Annotated in this window: 12 protein-coding genes and 1 pseudogene; 4 read left to right on the top strand and 9 right to left on the bottom strand. The window is 36.2% G+C overall.

The window, feature by feature from the left end; genetic code table 11:
* The 5 genes and pseudogenes from VNJ50_RS12270 to VNJ50_RS12250 all read right to left on the bottom strand — a co-directional run.
* A pseudogene (locus VNJ50_RS12270) lies at positions 1-3,134 on the bottom strand (chromophore lyase); the annotation flags it as partial.
* Between the two features lie 83 nt (positions 3,135-3,217).
* A complete protein-coding gene (locus tag VNJ50_RS12265) occupies positions 3,218-5,725 on the bottom strand; it encodes a PorP/SprF family type IX secretion system membrane protein (protein ID WP_325582326.1) in 2,508 nt (835 codons plus the stop codon).
* Position 5,726: 1 nt separating this feature from the next.
* Positions 5,727-7,172: a gliding motility-associated C-terminal domain-containing protein gene (locus tag VNJ50_RS12260; RefSeq protein WP_325582324.1), complete on the bottom strand. Its 1,446-nt coding sequence runs from the start codon at positions 7,170-7,172 to the stop codon at positions 5,727-5,729.
* A gap of 198 nt (positions 7,173-7,370) precedes the next feature.
* Entirely contained in the window at positions 7,371-8,678 is a 1,308-nt protein-coding gene (locus VNJ50_RS12255; RefSeq protein ID WP_325582322.1) for a hypothetical protein, read from the bottom strand.
* Positions 8,679-8,966: 288 nt separating this feature from the next.
* The gene (locus tag VNJ50_RS12250; RefSeq protein ID WP_325582320.1) at positions 8,967-9,413 is read right to left on the bottom strand and encodes a hypothetical protein; all 447 of its coding nucleotides are present in this window, start codon (positions 9,411-9,413) and stop codon (positions 8,967-8,969) included.
* 295 nt (positions 9,414-9,708) lie between these two features.
* Here VNJ50_RS12250 and VNJ50_RS12245 point away from each other — a divergent pair, with 295 nt between their 5' ends.
* From VNJ50_RS12245 to VNJ50_RS12235, 3 genes are all read left to right on the top strand, one after another.
* The gene (locus VNJ50_RS12245; RefSeq protein ID WP_325582318.1) at positions 9,709-10,707 is read left to right on the top strand and encodes a metal-dependent hydrolase; all 999 of its coding nucleotides are present in this window, start codon (positions 9,709-9,711) and stop codon (positions 10,705-10,707) included.
* Positions 10,708-10,790: 83 nt separating this feature from the next.
* A complete protein-coding gene (locus VNJ50_RS12240; RefSeq protein WP_325582316.1) occupies positions 10,791-11,993 on the top strand; it encodes an exonuclease subunit SbcD in 1,203 nt (400 codons plus the stop codon).
* 4 nt (positions 11,994-11,997) lie between these two features.
* Complete coding sequence (locus tag VNJ50_RS12235) at positions 11,998-15,033, top strand: AAA family ATPase (protein WP_325582314.1); 3,036 nt, start codon at positions 11,998-12,000, stop codon at positions 15,031-15,033.
* A gap of 210 nt (positions 15,034-15,243) precedes the next feature.
* Here VNJ50_RS12235 and VNJ50_RS12230 read toward each other — a convergent pair whose 3' ends face one another.
* From VNJ50_RS12230 to VNJ50_RS12220, 3 genes are all read right to left on the bottom strand, one after another.
* A complete protein-coding gene (locus VNJ50_RS12230) occupies positions 15,244-15,762 on the bottom strand; it encodes a c-type cytochrome (RefSeq protein ID WP_325582312.1) in 519 nt (172 codons plus the stop codon).
* Between the two features lie 197 nt (positions 15,763-15,959).
* Positions 15,960-16,325, bottom strand: a complete 366-nt coding sequence (locus VNJ50_RS12225) for a hypothetical protein (RefSeq protein ID WP_325582310.1) — start codon at positions 16,323-16,325, stop codon at positions 15,960-15,962.
* Positions 16,322-16,594 carry a hypothetical protein gene (locus tag VNJ50_RS12220; RefSeq protein ID WP_325582308.1) on the bottom strand — a complete coding sequence of 91 codons (273 nt, stop codon included), beginning with the start codon at positions 16,592-16,594 and terminating at the stop codon, positions 16,322-16,324. The genes VNJ50_RS12225 and VNJ50_RS12220 overlap by 4 nt, the downstream gene beginning before the upstream one ends.
* A gap of 167 nt (positions 16,595-16,761) precedes the next feature.
* On the opposite strand from VNJ50_RS12220, the gene VNJ50_RS12215 reads away from it, so the two are divergent.
* Positions 16,762-17,604, top strand: coding sequence for a universal stress protein (locus VNJ50_RS12215; protein WP_325582306.1), 843 nt, complete (start codon positions 16,762-16,764; stop codon positions 17,602-17,604).
* Between the two features lie 140 nt (positions 17,605-17,744).
* Here the strand turns inward: VNJ50_RS12215 and VNJ50_RS12210 are convergent.
* The coding region (locus tag VNJ50_RS12210) for an ABC transporter permease/M1 family aminopeptidase (protein ID WP_325582304.1) at positions 17,745-20,383 on the bottom strand (2,639 nt) is incomplete at its 5' end.

Below are 20,383 nucleotides of genomic sequence, written 5' to 3'. Positions count from 1 at the left end.
TCATAATCACCTGCTATAAGTCCAGTAAACACATTTGAACTGACGTAGTTAGCACCACCATCAATACTGAATGCCAGTGTATTTCCTCCAGTATTTAATACTTTTATTTCAATGCTTCCTGAGTTTGGATCATTACAAAACACACCTTCAAAGGTCACCTCTACTTCTGGAGCTGGGGTTTCTTTAATTTCTCTTTCTATTATGGTCTCACAATCATTGGCATCCACCACTCTAATGGTATAAGTATCTGGCTCATTAACCACAATTTCTGGTGCAGTTTGAAATTCAGTGGAACCATTTACAAAATAATAATATGGCGAAGTACCACCTTTTGGATATACAGTGATAATGCCACCTAATACGGCAACATCGTCTTGCTCATCATCACTTCCATCGCCTTCTATAGGTCCACTTCCGCCTATATCTCCACCACCAATTTCACAAGGCAATAAAGGTTTTGTAATAGCCGATGTTGCTGTTAATAATTCTGGTGCAATAATTTTAAATTCAACAGTTTCGATACAGTTATCTTCTGTAGAAATCGTAGCGGTATAATTTCCTGGACTTAAATTAGCAAACTCATAGTCACTTTCCATAATTGGACCAACGCTATGGATTTGCGTACCATCTTTAGATAGTTTGTAAAAATATTGTGGTCCTGCATCGTTGGCAGCCAATTTCACACTTCCTTTGTCTCCATAACATAGTGGTTGTGAAACCACAGCAGTTCCCGTAAAGTTGCGCTCCCTGATCTGAACTTCAGGCACCGGGAAAATACATGGATTTGAATCCACACCAACTTGTTTAACGGTCACATTATATTTGCCGCCAGTTGCAATTGAAAAAGTATTGCTTGTTTGCCAGTTAACGCCATCAATACTATATAGATAATTAGCAGGCACACCACCAACTACAATCTCACCAGGATTACCACAGATAATATCTTTTGAAGTTACCGTTGGCTCCAAAAGATTGGAATTCACGTTAAAATAATATTGGCTAAAACAACCGCCTTCATAATGTAAGGTTACTCGGTATTGTCCTGCTAACTTGACATCAAAATTAGGACCTGAACCTACTTCACTCCATGAACATGTTATATTTTCGTTGGCACATTGACCGTTAGTTTCTGTGGAACAGCTTCCTTCGTTAAGTTTCTCCCAAATGATTGCTGAAGTATCAGTAATATTGGTTCTGATTTCACGTACGTCAGTAGCACCGCACAAAAAGATATAGGGTAATTTCTTGCCATCATTTGGACATATTTCAATTTTATCAGCAAACGGAAGCACCGGATTTTCATCATTTTCACCATAAGTAACCACATTAAAAATTTGATCGATGGATTGACAGGGTGCCGTAGCGGTATTATGAACATAATAAGTTCCTGCTTTCTTCACGATAATAGATTGTGTATTGCCAATTACAGTTCCGGTGGCGTCGGTCCATCTATAGGAATCATAACCACTACCAGCGGTTAAGGTCACATTGGCCCCACATAAAATAACGTCTTCTTCAAAAGAACATTTAATATCTGCCAAAAAGTTGGTCGCACCAGGTGTTAACAAACAGCCAGTATTTTCCTTAAAACTTGGATCGTCAGAAATGACGAAATTTGGATTATCAGTACCATTATAAGTGCTGAAAGCCTGATTACTAATAATATTGGAACAGGCATCATTTAGCTTACTACATTCTCTAACAACTGTTACTTTAAAACGAATTTCCTTGACCGGATCTCCAATTTCAACAATTCGATTTTCAACCTTAAAGATAATCTCTCTGGTTGCAGCATTATAACTTTGTACAGAAACACCATCTGGTAAAATGCCTATATCTTGTGGATAATTGAACTCAATATTTTGAGGAAGAATATCCCTAATAATTAAATTTGTGGCATCATCATTTCCTGTATTTTGAAAACCAAGCACATAATTAAGCTCAGTCCCTAAATCTACTTCCTGTCCACCTATATTATTTCCTGCGGCGTCTTCAACAATTTTGGTCAACACTATTTTAGGGGCAATAATTTCAATGGCGAAAGCACTAAAGTAGAAGTAATAAATATCTGTTTTAGTGCCTAATTTAATATTAGCTGAAGTATCATTGTTTTTGATAATACTATTTCCTGCATTGGGAATATTGATAATACCAGCATCAAATCCCAAAGTATTAGAACTCGCAGGATTTCTATCAACAAAAGGCGTAGGTGCATTGGTGTTAGGATCAATAATGGAAACCGAACTATTAAAAAAGTTATCTGTTGGACGAATGGTTGTTCCTCCAGCCGTTGAAGCTCCAATTTTAGTCCCATTAATTTCCAAATAATCACCTGCCCAACTTTTATCACCTTCTAAAGCACTAAACGCATATTTGGCACGAACCGGCCCTACTGGTATCGTTTTAAAACCATCAATAAGAAAAGTTTGTTCAGTATTAGAACCTTTATTATCTATTTTTGTATAACCATCAAACGAAGTAATGTATTTACTTGGTAATAAAGGATCTTCATAAATAACAAACATGGACCATCCAGCTGATAAGCCTTCACTATTTCGATTTCCTACAACATCCGCAGAAGTCATCGAAGAAATATTCGCTACCGTATAGGTACCTTCAGCATTAGTCAATCCTCCAATAATATCCGTGATATCCTTATAATAAACATAAGTATTAGAGTTTCTTATATTAGAAGAATTTTGATAGTAAATTTCATCACCAGTCAAATCTACATAACTTGTACTACCAGGGGTTTTAAATTTAATATTTTCCATGGGAGTATTGCCTTTTACAACGGCACTCCAATATAATGCCGCATAAACCACTTTATAACAGCCTGTATCACTTGGTACGTTTAAATCAGCACTACTGGAATTAAATGTTGAATTGTCAGTATCAATGTCAACATACACCATTCTATCTCTATTATTGGAGTTCTCATTATTAGTATTTCCGGTATATGCATTGGTTTTATGCACGCTTAGATTATTATTCCCAATTAGGAGCATATCACCTTTAATAGCCTCATCATATCGTGGCACAAATGGAATATAATTCTGTGCAGATATTTCCCACCCCATAAACAGCAGAAGGATGGCAATAAGGAATTTGGTAGAAAAAGTAGAGTTTTTCATAATGGTAGGTTTAGTTTGGTAGATTTTTTATTTTTTGTGTTAGCAACAAGGGGCATTGTGGCTAACGCGATTTTTTCATGTAATTAGTTTTCTATTTTTATAATTGACATTTGATCATTATACGGTTGGCTGCCTTTGGTTTTCAACGCTTCCATGGCGGCAGCAACACCATCTACTTTCTTATAATAGATGAAATATTTACTCGTATTGACATCATAGAAGAAATCAACATTAGTTTGGCCTGCAGCAATGGCTTTAGTTAAAAACTCATCGCGTTTTGCAACATCGGTATGCACCGCTACCACAACGTAATAGCCGTTTTCAACATGCTCCACATTTTTAACAATCTGGATATTACTGCCTTGCTTTTCACCAAAATCAAAATCTTCAGCTTTTAAAGGCACTGGGCTCAGGCTGGTACGTTCCTTAATCATCTTCAAAGTAGCCCTATCTTGCATATAACGTCCTTCCTCACTGGTATAGGTGGCACGTTTAATACGTCGTTTTCTTTCAACTTCAGTAGCTTCATTAATTCTTTCCAAAGTTGTAGTCAAATCGGTTCTTGTTTTAATAGCATTTAATTGTTCCGCTTTTAAAGTTTCGAGTGCTTTTTGGTAATACAAGGTCACCTCATCATTTCTGAGCGTTGCTACTTTAAGTCGGTCATTATATAATTTATCCAACTCTTTAATTCGGTCGTTATTAGTTTTGATAATATTGTCCAAATCAGTTTTAATAGTTGCCAACTTGGCATTTTCATCAGATATGCTCTTAAATGGTTTTGGAGCACTATAAATACCTTGTTCGCTCAAATCATTTTCTTGTTTTAGGTCTTGTAAGTCTTTATTTTTACTCGCAACGACCTCGTTGAATTGCGCCAACAATTCATTTTGGGTGTTTTTTGAAGCTTCGGTCAAATCAGCAACCGATTTCATCGAAATTCCAATAGCATCGGTAGGGTTTTTAACCGCTTCAATTTGCTGCGTGGTTGGTTCCGCTAATTTGGCGTTCGCATCGGCAGCGGCTTTTTGTTGTGCGGCCAATCTATCTTTAGCTTCTTGGTCGGCTTTAGCTTTGGCTGCTGCGGCTAATTTGGCATCGGCATCTGCTTTGGCTTTTGCATCGGCAGCGGCTTTTTGTTGTGCGGCCAATTTATCTTTAGCTTCTTGGTCGGCTTTAGCTTTGGCGAGTGCATTAGCACGCTCCAATGCAGGGAACTTATCCTTCGCTTCCTGATCGGCTTTGGCTTTCGCTTCTGCAGCTAATTTTATTTTCTCAGCGGCCTTGGCTTGTGCTTCTGCCCTAACTTTATCTTGAGCAGCTTTTCTTTCTTGTGCAGCCAGTGCCAAGGCTTCCGTTCTTGCTTTGGCTATACTATCCGAACGTTTTTGTTCGTCGGCAGCTATTTGAGCACGCGTTTCTGCTTTAGCTTGAGCTCTCTGTCTTATGCTGTCGCGTCTATTTTTTGATTCCTCAGCCAATTGTGCTCTGGTCTCCGGATCTATTTTTGGTTGTGATGACGCTAAAACTCGTTTTGAATCAGATTTGAAAATAGTTCCCATTTCATCATCATCGTGGTACTTATAATTGCTGTTATTCTTAAATTTGAAGGCCAAGGTAATGTCATGCGACGGTCCAAAATTGGTCATATCACCCAAAGCTTTTTCAAAATTATATTCGATGGCAATTTGTTCGGTAATGTTCAATCCCAGTCCTGCCGATCCGCCATAGAGTGAATTGAACCCAACTTGTGCCCAAATTCCTTTTGGTGAAGTCATCATCAAAATTCCTGATACGATGGTGCTTTCTTTTCCTATTTCAGATTTTAACAATCCGGAAAACTTCGCTTGTTCAAAAAAACCTCTTCCGTGCATATAACCCGTGTACATAACGTGCGCCTGAATGCTTTGGCGCGGATCGTCTTTAATAAGTTCTGAAGATTGCAGATTGTAAAGCACCAAATTGTTAATGGACACCCCAAAATCCAAAAAGGTGGTACCGTAGTTAATCCCCGGATTAGCAGTCAGTAATAGGTGCGACGGAATATTATTTAATGAAGGATCAGAAAAATTGGTAATCACTTTTCCCGTATTCAATCCGCTTTTGTAAACGCCCAAATTCAAACCAAAAGTCAAGTTATTTTCACTTGTCAATTGTGCATTATAAGCAAAGTTTACAACACCTCCATAAGTGGTCAGAACGCCATAATCTTGTTGGAACAAACCAATACCAGCACCAATATTTTCGGCAAATCGTCCAGAATATCCCAATAAATACGTTTGGGGCGCATCGTCAAATTGCACCCATTCCCTTTTGTTATAAGCACTTATATATTTGTTTTGCTCGCGGACAAAACTAAACGTCGGATTGATAAGATATCTGTTAAAGGTCAACGAATTTCGTACCGGCAAGGATAAGGATACCACACCGTCATCTTCTTGGGCATAAATCAACTGAGTGGCACCAAAACAGATTAAAGTTAACAGCAATGTTCGAATCTGAGGGTAACCCAAAACTTTCTCATAGAATTGTTGAGCCATTCTTGAAAAGCCTTGTGGAATCTGATTGCTATGTAGGAACAATGGTTTCATCTTATTTAACTACAGTAATGGATCCTTTTTTTGTTTGTTGATCAGTTGTGGTGATGATATAATAAAATACTTGGTTGATACTGTTCAATTCCAATTGATTTTGGGGCCAATTGTTCATATATGATGTGGTTTGTAAAACAACTTTTCCTTGATTGTTCATGATAATGACGGTAGCATTAGAACCTGCGACATATTTTGTAGGAATAATCCAGGTATCATTCACGCCATCACCATTAGGACTAATAAGATTGGGGATTTTTTCTACTTCAGGGAAAGGCTCCATGGTTTGGCTCAAGGTAAACACGTACTCTTCTGAAACCAAACAGCCTGTGGTTTGGCTCACTACGACTTTATAATTACCATAAGCAGTGGCGTTAAAAGTATCTGATGTTGCTCCAGAAATTTGAGTATCATTATAATACCATTCAAATTTAGGATTTGTGGCATTTGTGGTAACCGTTACTGTCAAAGATTCGCCAGAATCTATTTGATTGTGTTCGGCCACATTAATGGAACTTTCAAAACCTTGGCTTTTCAATTCAATGGTACCTGTTGCAGAACAACTTCCCAAATCTACTTTTACTGAATACGTGCCCGAACTATTAGTCTCATAAGTCTGTTGCGTGGCTCCCGAAATTAGGGTTCCGTTTTTAAACCATTGGTAACTCATGCCGCCGATGGTCTTTAAAGTGGTCTTGCCATTTTCCGCACAAAACGGATTTCCCAAACTCGAAACGATATTGGTTTCGGTATTCCCAGATGAAATTTCACTTATGGTCACTTGGTTGGAATAAGAATCGGAGCTACACGAACCATAATTTGTTCTTACATAATAAGTACCTGGTTGCGTTACCGTTAGTGTATTGCCTTCACCTGCATACACTGTTGTTGTGGGACTGGTTTGTTTGTACCATTTATAGGTTAACGACGGAAAGTTTAATGGCGAGCCATAAGATCCGCTGCCAGAAACTTCATCAATAGCTAACAAATAACTTCCACCTGTACAAAATGCACCAGTAGACACAAAATTATTAATCGTAAATGAACTGTCATGAAGTTTGTAATAGGCTGCAAAAGCTACAGAATTTCCACTACTAGCCGCCGGTGCTGTACTTTTAACCCTCAGTTTATAACCTTCGCCAGCAGTATCCTCAGGCAATTGAAAAGTTAACGTTGCTGGTGATGAGGTAATTGCGCCCGGCTGGGAGGTATATACCACAACCGCATTTGAAAAATTACCTGTGGCATCAGATAATTCAAGCTTAAATTGATTGGTAGAATTCAACCCAGATTCTGACGTAAATGCAAACGTTACATTATATGTATTAAATGCCTCACCTGCACAAGCACTTGTAAACCCTAAATTAGGCGCACCAATAACGATCTGGGCATTAAGTTGTCCAGAAAATAATAGGACAAAAACACCAAATACAAAAAAAGGTCTCATTACAGTAGTAGTTTTATGCATTCACAGTTAATTAGTTATAATTCCGTTTTGTGGGCGTCACGCATTTTGCTGAGAACATGCCATTTATAAATTCAAACTACAATCGCATATCAAGAAAACCTGTCAGCGTTCTGACAAGTAATAAACTGGAAAGTGAGTAGGAATTTGGGGCCATCTCTTTCAAAAAATTATAGGTTATTAATCAATATCTATCTCCGTTGATGCAATAATTTTATTAATTCGAAGTCTAAAATCTGGTCGTCTTACATTTTTAACGTCAATAAACGTTTCAGCATCAGTACTTTTAGAATACACATTAAAAAATGAACGGTTGCCATACCAATTTTCTAGATCGGCATTATTAGAATCGTTCTCCTTATATATGTTTCCATTACAATTGTTAAAATACATGTCGGTAAATTTCATTTTACTCAGGCTTTCATCATTTATTGTAACTTTACTGTCAATAATGACGGCCGGATTAAAACCAGAAATCACACTTTTATTAATATCCAATGCGGCGTTCTCTGCAATATAAAGTGCCTCCTTTACCAAACCGACTTTTACGTCATTGGCCAAATTATCACTGACATTAATTAAGGTCAGATTTTCAGCTTTTACAAAAGTGCCTTTTTTGCTAAGGTCCACATCATTTTTATTGTCATAAGATGCGACGTACATAGCGCGCGATCCATTTGGGCCAGAAACATAAGGCGATCTGATGGCCAACGAATTATTAATTTGGCATTGTGTTCCATAATTAAATTCATAATCGTTGCTCTTAGATCTAAAGGAGACCATTTTTTCGAGATTTACCACACCTCCTATTATACTAAAGGAATTACCTTCGGCATAACTCACCATCACATTTTCTATAACGGTCTCTTTTCCAACGCCCGCAATAGTTAAAGCACTAAAATATCCGTAATCTTTGGTGCGCTTTCCAGCAAATTCAATTTTGACATATTTTAACACACCCGAATTACTAGCTTCGTTCAAACCACCGTAACTGATATTTTCAAAAGCTGAAGGTTGCAATCCATAATTAACAGATGATCCATTTCCAAATTTATTAATGGGCGCATCGCCCAAAATAAAAATACCGCCCCAGTCGCCTTCTTTCTTGACACTTCGGTTGGAGGTAAAAGTAATCGGGTCCGTTTCTCGTCCTTCGGCAATAATTTTTGATCCTTTAGAAATAATAAGAGAGCCATTCGTTGTGAAGTCACCAATAATAACAGTTCCTGGTTCAATGGTAAGCGTCGCCCCATTGGTTACAAAAACACTGCCTAATAATAGATAAGTTTCGCGCTTTACCAATTTAGTATCTTGGGTAATGTTGCCACTTAGTATTTGGGTAGGCTCATCGGTTTCAATTGTATTGGGTCTAAATTCTGTCCAATTATTTAACCAATTGTTTTTTCCTGTAATTCCTTTTTCCTGTTGCGCAAAACTGCTGCCAACCATCAAAAGGAATAAACATATGGTTTGAGTAAGATTTTTCATAAGTCATGTAATTAGTAATAGATTTAGGATTTATTAACTATTTGATTCAAATGTAGGCACAAATCCTATGAAATACAAATAAAGTCGATGAAATACATTAATTTATTTTTATTCGTAATCTAAATCCTACAATTAAAATAATATAATCAATAATTTTAATGCCATTAATAGCCTACAACCAAAATGTTATACAAAGAATTAGAACATTAGAACTAATTGTAAATAGCAATCAACAAAAAATCCCAAAGTTTCCTCTGGGATTTAAAAATTAATACTTTTAAAAATCATTTAATATTTATTGAACTCACTATAGGTGTGTAATGACTTCAACGTTTCTTCATAAAAAAGTATCGCCGAAATTAAATTATTTTTATCTGAATATGGCAACACCTTTTCTTGGAATGACATTGTACTTTCAAAATAAGTATTAACCGCTTTAATATTTTCTTCTAATGCTTTTCTGTTATCCTTTGTATCCGGAATTCCCAATGACGTCATCGTAATTCCTGGTTTGGTAGCAAAAGCAATATTAGGTAAAATCTTAACTATAACTTCAATGCGCTCGTTATACAAAGTCAAAAGACTTCCTTTTGGAAGCGCTTCCAATTGGGCGCGATCATGATACTTTGCGATAGAAACTTTTCCGCTGATAATACTTTGAGGTTCTTTCTGTGCAAAACCCAAGGTCGTTATCAATAAAAAAGCAACGCTTAGTAGTGTAAGTTTAGTTTTCATAATAGGTATTTAGGAGTTACTATCGCAAATTTATGTAATTAAACGTAAAAAACAAGCGTTTGGTCGATTATTTGTAAAATTTAACTGTAAATCCGTGCAATTGATTGAAATATAGTTTTTTGATTAAACCTAAGATATATAAAAAATTAATTTTTAACACCTTTAAACAAGACGCTTAACAACTAATAATCAACCACTTATTAAGTTGAACAAAAATGCTAAATTTAAACCTTTAGCTATAACAAAACCTCCATATATTAAAGTGTATAATTTGTCTTACTTTTACTTTTAATTTATGGATTCATTCACACAAATTGTATTAGGAGCCGCCGTTGGCGAAGTCGTTTTAGGAAAAAAAATTGGCAACAAAGCCATGTTATATGGTGCCATTGCTGGAACCATTCCTGATTTGGATATATTTTCATCCTATTTTACAGATACCGTATCGGCATTAGAAATCCATAGAGGATTTACGCACTCCATAATATTTTCCGTCGTTTTTGCACCTATTTTTGCATGGTTGGTCACGCGGTACGAATCCTACAAAAACATAAAAGGTTGGTCGTGGCTATTTTTTTGGGGTTTTATAACCCATCCCCTTCTGGATGCTCAGACTACTTGGGGCACTCAATTGTTTTGGCCTTTGGACATGCGCCTGGCTTTCAAAACGATTTTTGTAATCGATCCGCTTTATACCGTTCCGTTTTTAGTGTTTCTGATTTTGACCATGTTTCAAAACAAAACTTCCAAAAAACGACGGGTCTATAATTATATGGGACTTGGCGTGAGTACTCTATATATAGGAGTGACTTTTTTATTGAAATCGATGGCATTTTCAAAATTTGAATCGGCTTTAAATGATCGGAACATTGTCTATAAACAAATCGACACGCGGCCTTCGCCCATGAACACCATTCTTTGGAGTGCCAATATCGAAACCGAAGATGCCTATTTATTGGCCAACTACTCCTTTTTTGATACGCAGCCCATTACTTTTGAATCTTATAAAAAGAACCACGAACTTCTTGGTAATCTCGCCGAAAATGAAAAAGTACAGCGTATGATTGCTATTTCAGAAGGTTGGTACACCATTATAAAAACAGAGCATCAACTATTATATAACGATTTGAGATTTGGTTTGCTCAGTATGGAAAAAGGAGCACAAAATTTTGTGTTTCAATATGAGATTGTTACCGATGCCAATGGCGACATCCAATTTGTAGAACAAAAAAAAGACAAGCGCGATGGCAAAAAAATGATGGGCGATTTATGGGCACGCCTAAAAGGAAATTAAAAAGATACTCACGCAATCTCCAATTAAAACCATTTCTTTATACCTTATATATAGTATAGATTTACAGTAATAATCGTTTTAAAATGAAAATCCTACACACGTCCGATTGGCACATTGGAAAACAACTTCACAAATTTGATTTGAGTGCAGACCTCGATTTGTTTTTTGAATGGCTCATCGATTATATTACAACAAATCATATTGATGTGCTTTTGGTTTCTGGTGATATTTTTGATCAGGCCAATCCGTCGCAAGCCGCATTTAAACAGTATTACGATGTTTTAAAAAGATTGATGCCTTCCAATTGCAAAATTATTTTGACCGGAGGAAATCACGATTCGGCCGCTGCGTTAAATGCTCCAGCCCAACTCCTCAATGCTTTTAATATTAGCGTGATTGGTGGTGCTACTGACAATATTAGTGATTTATTTATTCCGATCGAAAAAAACAATGAAAAACTGGTGATCGCCGCAGTGCCGTTTCTCAAAGATCGGGATATTCGTAAATCAGTAGCCGGCGAATCCTATGCTACTAAAATAGAACAGATAAAGTCGGGGTTGCAAGCATATTTTTCAAGTATCAACAACCATTACAAAACCCATTTTTCTGATGAAGTATTTATTGTAATGGGCCATTTGTATGTTCAGGGCAGCGAACTTTCAGAAAGTGAGCGCGATATCCAAATTGGCAATCAAGCCGGTGTTGAAACCAAAATGTTTGAAGATATTCCGCATTATGTAGCGTTGGGACATATTCATAAACCACAAGCCATTTCTTCGGAGCAAAACATTTATTATAGCGGCTCGCCGATTCCATTGAGTTTTTCGGAAAAAGAAGATCAAAAACAGGTTAATGTCATTACCATAAAAAACAATAACATCGCTACTATCGATAATATACCGATTCCAAAACATCGAAATCTAATTACTTTTGAAGGCAATCTTCAAGAAGTCGAAGCTAAAATAAAAGCATATTCCGAAGTCACAACTTTAACTTCGTTGGCTGAAATTATTGTCAATGAACCCATTGAAAGTATTGAAAGACAACAAGCTTTTGAAGAACTTATAGCGACAAAAATCAACCGAAATATCGAAATTGTAAAATCGCGGCTCAACTTTAAAAGTAGAATTAGAGGTGCCAGCGATGCTTTTGCCGTTGGGACCGATGTGGCCGATGTAACACCCCTACAGATGTTTGAAAAAAAACTGGAATTACAAAGCGGATTGGAAAATACCGAAGAACTTAAAAATGCTTTTCGCGAATTATTAGAACGATTAAACCTCTAGAACAATGAAAATTTTAAAAATCAGATTTGAAAACATTCATTCTCTAAAAGGACGCCACGACATCGATTTTGAAAATGGTTGGCTTGCCGATGCAGGACTTTTTGCCATTACCGGACCAACAGGATCAGGAAAATCGACCTTGCTCGATGTGATCACCTTGGCATTGTTCAATCGTATTGCACGTGTGGACAAAGCCGTAAGTAACTCCATGCTGGAAGATGACGGCGGCGTAATGACCCGTAACATGAAACATTGTTTTGCCGAAGTGGAATACCGTGCCAACGGAAAAGAATACCGCTCGCATTGGTCCATTGAACGTAACAGAAATAACAATCTCAATCCCCGAAAACAAGAGTTGGTGGACATGGCCACCAATGAAATTATTGAAACGGGTACAAAAACACCAGAAAAAAATCAGCAAATTATTGGGTTGAGCTATGAACAATTTGTAAAAGCCATGGTATTATCGCAAGGTGAATTTAGCAGACTTTTACAAGCCCCAAGAAATGAACGCAATAAATTATTGGAAGACATCACTGGCGCACGTTCCTATAGAAATATTGGGAAAGCGGTATATCAGCAATATAAAGAGCTTGAAAACACCATCAAACTCAAGGAGGCCGGCCTTGAAACTATTGAGCTTCTTTCGGCTGAAATGATTGCCGAAAAAAATGCCGAACTAAAAACATTGATCCAGGTAAAACCCAAAATTGAGAAAGATTATAAGGCTGCCAACGAAAAAATAAGAATCCGAGAAGAATTGCAGAAAAAGCAGTCAGAATGGAAAGATCTGGACGTAGAAAAACAAAAATATTCGGACGATTTTAAAGTGTTTGAACCTTTTATAACCGTTTTGGCCACTCATGAAAGACTTTCAAAATACGCTGATATTTTAAGGGACTTTGACACAACAACCCTCGAAATCTCAAAGCTGAACGATCATTTGGAACAGATTAAAAAATCAAAATCAGACATTGAAATCCAACAAAAATCCTATCTGGATACGGTTTCTAAACTGGTGAAGGAAAAAACAGAAATTACATCGGCCAATTTAAAACTGGAAGCGTTTCGAAATAATATCAACGAGCTTCAATCGGATGAAAAGATGAAATTGGATGAAGCCAAATTACATCAAAATCAGCTCAATAATTATCTCCGAAGTTTAAATACTCTAGGCTATAAAATAGGAAATGCTGATAAAATCAATGAATTCCAACCACAATTTGAGGCTTTACAAAACGCTGTTCAGGAACTCATTAAGGCTTCAGGGCAAGATTCACTAAATGCCTTGGAAACCAGACTGGCTGATCTCCGTGTTTTGAACGACAGCTCTGGAAAACTTCTTCTTAAAAAAGAGCTGGATTTAAAATACAAAACAACGCTTAAAAATCTTCATGAAAGTCTAAAAAAAGAGGAAAACAATCTTCAAGAAGATATCAAAAAGATTGCGGTTTTAGAAACTGAAATCTTCAACCTAAAATCGGAATTAACAACACTCGAAACACAACTTGAAGCACAACGAAAACACCAAAACCTAAACGTCTATCGTCAACAATTAATTCCGGAGCAGCCATGTCCGTTATGTGGATCGTTGGACCATCCTTATGCTTTGCACGAACCTGTTTTTGATGTGAAAGAAGCGTTGTTAAAAGAAAAAAAGAGGTTGCTCGAAACCCAATCGGAACTGGCTATTAGTTTAAGTCAGAAAAATAATTTCCAGAAAGAAAAGATTATGAATTTCACGTCTGAAATTCAGAAAAATTCCGTGGAAAAATCTGAAAACCAAAAACTTCTGTTAGCACTTGCGCAGCAGCTAAAATGGAATCCCGAAGATAGTTTGGAACAACTTCAAAACCAATCCAATGCACTCCATAAAAATATTCAACACGCTGAAAACTCTAAAAAAGCGTTTCAAGCGCAAGCCATTTTACAAGATGCCTCAATCAGTTTGCAGCAGTGGCAATCGGCATTGACCATTTATATTGAAAAAAAGAAAGCCCGTGTTTCGCTTTATGATCAAGATGATATCAATCAAAAAACAAGTGTTTTATCATCACAAATCACAAGAAGTATTGCCGATTTAACTTCTTCTGAAAAGCAACTTCAAGATGCTATTTTGAAGCTAAAAACTTTGACAAACGACTACGTTAAAAAACAAAATACACTCGATTCCATTATCTTAAACGAGCAATTAAAAAGTACAGAAGCTTTAAGAAATGCTATTCTTCCCGAAGAAAAAGCCATCAGAATACGGAATCAACAAAGCAAATTAAAGGAAACACAAACCCGTATTTCTGAGCGTGAAATAGCACTCCAAAAAACGATCAAAGAGTTAAAGGAAAAAGATGACGCCAACCTATCGATCGATGCTTTAAATACTTTATTTCGTACTTTAAAGAAGGAATTGGATGAACTTTTAATCAATTCAGGGAAAATTGCACAGCATTTAGAAGAAGATTCTAAAGCCCGGATTCGCCAGCAAAACGTGTTGGAAGAATTAAAATTATTGAAAAAGGATTTTGCCCTTTGGAAAACGATGACCGATTTAATTGGTGATGCCAATGGCAATAAGTTCTCAAACTTTGTTCAGGATTTAACTTTGGAACAGCTTATTGGTTTTGCAAACAAAAGATTAGCCGAATTTAGCGATCGGTATTTGCTCGATATCCCAACCGCCGAAGAAGCGGAAAAAAGTGATACGCTCAAAGTTTTTGACAGTTATATTGGCAACTCACGACGTTCGGTCAAAACACTTTCGGGTGGCGAAACATTTTTGGTGAGTTTGGCGATGGCCTTTGCCCTATCGGATATTGCATCCCGAAACGTAAAAATCGAATCGTTGTTTATTGATGAAGGTTTTGGTACGTTAGATCCCGAAACCTTGGATCAAGCTATTACTATTCTCGAAAAAATGCAAAATGAAGGCGACAAATCGGTTGGTGTAATTTCTCATGTCAGCGCACTTAAAGAACGAATTACCACACAAATCAAACTCGAAAAAGGAAGTTTGGGCTATTCAACCTTATCCATAGTTCAGTAAATATAACTTTAAAAAAACACGCCATTATTTGACCACACTTGAAAAAACCATCGTCAACCAAATATGTAAAATATTCATAATCAATAATTTGAACATGTATTTAACCACATAGATATAAAGAATAACTATGTCACTATGTGGTTTAAAAAATTATGAGGTTTTATATGTTTGATTGAAATCCTAACTAGTTAAAGTTTTTAGCAGTTTTATTTACTGCTTTTTCATTTGCTCCAAAATTTTCTCTTTTCGATTAATCAATTCAGGATCATAAGTTTGGTACATACTTCCCATTTGCGATAGGTATTTTTCAGGATTGGCTACACCCCGATGGCATAGCACACAATTTACAACGTGTACTTGTGCTGGTTTGGGTTCAGGAAAATGTGGTCGGAAATAATTGGCGTTCAAATCGTCCGTCATTTTTATCATGCCTCGTGCAATTTCCTTTTCAATTTTCAGATCGCTTGCAAAATCAAGTTTTGAAGCATCGCTCGTACTTGGTGCGTGGCAATACGAACATTTGACGCTAAGTGCTGTCGTATAACCTTTCATAAGATAATCTAAACTGTCTTTTGAAATATCCTGGGGAAGAACTTTAAGATTTTTCCAAGGTGTTTGTGGTAAATAGCTTTCGTGGACGTTTGCCGATTTAAAAGCATACAACCCCATGACCATCATTAAGATTCCAACGGTGTAAAAAAATGTCAATAATTTTTTCTTTGTTTTCATAATCTGATTTTTAAAATTAACTGGGACATTAAGGTATGAAAAATCTGTTAGAATCGTTAATGTTTTTTTAAAATAAATTTGCTGAACCAACTAGTTGTCAGTCCATTTACAACTAGACTTCGCGGATTCATCAAAATCAGAAAACGATGTTTACGACGATAATTTCTATTTGGATAAGACTTAAAAAAAAATGCATACTACTCTATTTTTTGTAGCATTAAAAACACAAAGCCACCCAAAATATAACAAAATACATCCCAAATATCAGCGGTATAACGGTAGGATTGCTGTGGAAGATAATATTCAAAAAAGAATGAAAACAATATAACCAGACTAAAAACCGTAAAAATATTCAGCCGAATACTTCTATCTTTTTTAATCCACCATACGCCATGTAAACTCACCATCGCCACCAAAGGGATGGTCAAAAAATCATTAAGATAATGAAAAATCCAAGTGGGATTGGAAACCGAAAAAAATTTGAGGATTTGGACACCAATAAATGTCAACAATGACAAAAGTGTATAATATTGTAGTAATTTTAAAGGAATTTGGCGCCTCATATAAACAACATTGCAATGAGCCAAGCAATAAACATCCCAATGGCCATAACCACCATCCACACCGAATAGAAAACGAAATAAATAACACGCACTAACCAAAATTTATGTGTTTTCATCCGTTCGGAAAAATTTTTTTCCGTTGAAACTGATTTTTCAGAAGAAGTTTTAAGTACTATTTCTTTGTTCTGCTGATCGGAAATCAATCGGGCTTCACGTGATTCTAAAACAGAACTTTTATCTTCAACCTCATCATTATTGTGTTGTGGCATATCATTCAAAATTCAGTTTGCAAAAATAATGTATATTTCTGCGAGAACGTCTTAAATCTAGCTTTAAGACGAACTGATAAAAATCATGATCCATTTATCAAATAATGTCTAATTTCACACTGTGAAAAATATCCCATATTTTACACCAAACACTAAACAGAAACAACATGAAACATCATATTTTAATACCAACGGATTTTTCAGATAACGCTTGGAGTGCTGCACTTTACGCCATTAATTTATACAAAAACCAATCGTGTACATTTTATTTTATGCATGCTTGGAGCTATATCAATTCAGGTGCGCGTACGTACGTATCACCAAAGGAAATTGATAGCCTTATAGAAATTTCTAAGGAAAAGCTAATCGAAGTAAAACGTCGTGCAGAAACAGAATTCAACAATGAAAATCATGAGTTTAAGTCAATTTTCACGACTGATCCATTGACCGATGCCCTCCGATCAGCTATAAAAAAACATCGCATTGATCTTTTGGTAATGGGCACTAAAGGTGCTACAGGTGCTCAGGAATTTCTATTGGGAAGTAATGCTGTGACCGTTATTAACCACGTAAAATCATGTCCTGTGTTGTTAATTCCGAAGAATTATGAATACGAAACACCAAGCCAAATTGGATTTCCAACGGATTTTAACAGAACTTATGGCAGAGAGTTAATGGCTATCAAAAAACTGATTGATTTGCATAATTCGGATGTTAATATCCTTCATATCAATGGCATGGATAAATTATCTGAAACACAACGTACTAATTTTAATATTTTAAAAGAATATTTAAGAAATATTCCGCATACATTTTATTGGAAATCAGATTATTCTAAAAAAGAACAAGCGATTAAGGATTTTATTGAAGAAAATAAAATTAACATCCTCACCATGATTAATTATGAACATAGTTTTCTTGAGGATTTTATAAAGGAGCCCGTTGTCAAAAAATTGGGTTACCATTCTGCAATTCCATTTCTGGTAGTGCCACAAAACAATAGAGTTTAAATGAGCGATCTTTTTTAAACCGCCAACCGATAGAAATAGTAAATTCCCACATCTGTTTTTCACTTAATTAGAAAGGCTAGGATTGCTCAAAAAACAATCCTAGCCTTACTTTTATTTAGGAATTTACTTGTGTTCTTATCTTATTGCTGCACCGTTCTTAAATTATCATCAGAATTGCGGTCAATCAACTTATTATAAGGATCTATACCTGCTTTTAACGGTTTTTCATCAGTAATTACAGTAAACGTATTATCACCAGGTTTTAGCCATTTTAATTTAAAATACAACGGATTTTTAATGGTAACGCCATCATCGGTAACCACATCTTCGCCAAATAATCCAATATCGACCAAGTTGGCTTTGTCATCCACACGATCTTCACGACCTTTATTGTCGTAATATATCTTTTTGGAATTTACCGTAAATGTGGTTTCGTATTTTCCATTTGCGAGCGGTTTGGTCTTAGCATCCATCACTCGGTTTTCATACAAAACAATTTCTTTAAATCCGTCGTTAACCTTGTATTTTAACGTATCCGGAGTTACGGCATACAGTGCGTCGTACAAATCTTTAGAAGTGGCGTAATAGCCATTTTGGTTATATTTAAACTCTTCCAAAAAGTTTTTTAAACCTTCGTTAATAACTTCTTCACCAACAACATCCTGCAAATCGTACATGATCATCGAGCCTTTTTCATACCATATATATTGGCCGGTTTCCACATCCATTAACGTGCGTTCAGGTTTAAAACTAAATTTCCTACCAGTTAAATACGTATCCAATGAGTTTTTTAAGAAAACCTTAATGCCGTTTTCACCATACTCGTGTTTCATTGTCATGAGTGATGCATATTCCGCCAAGGTTTCTGAAATAATATTGGCACCAGAAGTTTTGCTTGGCGTAACAATATGGCCCCACCATTGGTGCGCCACTTCGTGCGAGGTTATCCTGAATGCATAATTATAACTATCCACTTTTGAGAAATCGGCAACAAAACCAACATCTTCCGAATATGGAATGGTGGTTGCAAACGACTGTGCAAAACTGGAATGTGCCGGAAATTCAATCACTCGAATAACGGAATGCGGATATTCCAAAAAATATTTGGAATTATAATCCAAAGCTACTTTTATACCTTTGATAAAATAATTGAGATTCCTTTTATGTTTTGGTGAATGGTAGATTTCAATAGCTACTTTTTTCCCACTTGGTGCTATCCATTCGTCTTTTTCAATGTCATAATCGGCAGAAATGAAACTGAAAAAATAATCGGTTTTATCCTCAAGTTTATAATGAAAATAACTGCGATCGTTCTCGTCCCATTGTTTTATCAGTGTGCCCGGAGCAATAGCCGTTTGCCCTTTTGAAGTGCTTAAGACAGCCTCAAAATTGAGATAATCACCATCTTCATTAAACAGATTTTTCTTTAAAGCGATGCTGTCCGTTCGAGGCGCATATAAAAAATCGAGTGTTTCAAGACCGTATTTTTTACGCACACCGTTCTCAACCAATCCACGCTCATAATGAAAAGATGGGAAAATAACATCCCTAAAAAATGTTCCATTATCCAATATGGCAGTTTCAGCATCAATAGAAAATCCATGTGTAGTCACTTTGGTTTCAATAACTAAAGTTGCCGTTTCTTCGGGCTGTAAGCTTGTAGGCAATTTGTAAATGAACATGCGGTATTCCTCATCTTTCAAAAATGGCGTCAAAACATTTCCATTATAGACCACTTTTGTGATTTTTGTATCAGCTATCGGGAAACTCACTTCCATTAAAAGCGTGTCGATTGGCTTTTCAAAATTATTGATCACCTTAAATTCGCCTTTGGCAACCACGCCTCTATCTTCTGGATAAATATCAATAAAAGCCTTCAAATCGATAATCTGAACATGGGGCATATCAATATATTTTCCATATTTTTTTTCGGCTTCAGCAAGAAGTTTTTCACTGTAATTGCCATCTTCAAGTTGGTTCAAAACTTTGAGATTGTAATAACTATAGCCACCAACGGCAAAAAACGCAAAAACAAAAAAGAGTAATACGCCAGTCGTTTTTCCGTTAAAACGTTGTTTGGCGATCTGGATGCGTTCTTTGGCAGACGAAATAAAACCACGGTTCCAGAATACAATTCCAATGGTTGCAAAAATGGCAGTAAATAAAATCCAGTATAAATTCAACCAAAATTTGCCGTATAAATAATGACCAAAACCATTTAAATCACTTATAAATCCTCCTGGTGTCCCACCAAAAATGACCAACGGATTTGAAGTTTTGAAAACTAATGTCATAAATATTGGTACACCAATATAGATGAGAATGACCGTAAAATGGCCCAGAAATTTATTATTGATCAATACCTGAATAAAAAACGCCAACAAAACCGTCATCACAAAACTTGGAAAAACAAATGCGAAATTGTAAGTCAGCGACATGCCCAATTCATAATCAAAATAGCCATTAAAAGTTTGATAAAGAATGGCAACCACCACATTGAGCAAGGTCAAAACCGCAGCCACGCCAACGAGTGCAATAATTTTGGAAAGGTATAACGTTGAATTACTAATTGGCAAAGCATCGTAAAACTCAAAGGTTTTGCTCTGTCTGGTTCGGTGCACCGCTTCACCTGAATAGATGACTAATATAATAACCGAAAACAACGATAATCCGCCAGAAATTTGCGTGATCATATACCTTGTAATAGGCAATGAAGGCGTACCAAAAACTTGATTGGTTTGGTAAGTGACAAATCCTGCGACAATAATGCCGAGCACGA

It is taken from the genome of Gelidibacter sp. (genome assembly GCF_035577925.1).
Classification (GTDB): Bacteria; Bacteroidota; Bacteroidia; order Flavobacteriales; family Flavobacteriaceae; genus Gelidibacter.
The sequence above is the reverse complement of the archived record's forward strand: the minus strand, read 5'-3'. Positions and strand labels throughout refer to the sequence as shown.

What these genes read in the sequence shown, in the direction of transcription:
- VNJ50_RS12265 (WP_325582326.1), bottom strand. Translation starts at nt 5,725, where the DNA reads ATGAAACCATTGTTCCTACATAGCAATCAGATTCCACAAGGCTTTTCA.
- VNJ50_RS12260 (WP_325582324.1), bottom strand. Translation starts at nt 7,172, where the DNA reads ATGAGACCTTTTTTTGTATTTGGTGTTTTTGTCCTATTATTTTCTGGA.
- VNJ50_RS12255 (WP_325582322.1), bottom strand. Translation starts at nt 8,678, where the DNA reads ATGAAAAATCTTACTCAAACCATATGTTTATTCCTTTTGATGGTTGGC.
- VNJ50_RS12250 (WP_325582320.1), bottom strand. Translation starts at nt 9,413, where the DNA reads ATGAAAACTAAACTTACACTACTAAGCGTTGCTTTTTTATTGATAACG.
- VNJ50_RS12245 (WP_325582318.1), top strand. Translation starts at nt 9,709, where the DNA reads ATGGATTCATTCACACAAATTGTATTAGGAGCCGCCGTTGGCGAAGTC.
- VNJ50_RS12240 (WP_325582316.1), top strand. Translation starts at nt 10,791, where the DNA reads ATGAAAATCCTACACACGTCCGATTGGCACATTGGAAAACAACTTCAC.
- VNJ50_RS12235 (WP_325582314.1), top strand. Translation starts at nt 11,998, where the DNA reads ATGAAAATTTTAAAAATCAGATTTGAAAACATTCATTCTCTAAAAGGA.
- VNJ50_RS12230 (WP_325582312.1), bottom strand. Translation starts at nt 15,762, where the DNA reads ATGAAAACAAAGAAAAAATTATTGACATTTTTTTACACCGTTGGAATC.
- VNJ50_RS12225 (WP_325582310.1), bottom strand. Translation starts at nt 16,325, where the DNA reads ATGAGGCGCCAAATTCCTTTAAAATTACTACAATATTATACACTTTTG.
- VNJ50_RS12220 (WP_325582308.1), bottom strand. Translation starts at nt 16,594, where the DNA reads ATGCCACAACACAATAATGATGAGGTTGAAGATAAAAGTTCTGTTTTA.
- VNJ50_RS12215 (WP_325582306.1), top strand. Translation starts at nt 16,762, where the DNA reads ATGAAACATCATATTTTAATACCAACGGATTTTTCAGATAACGCTTGG.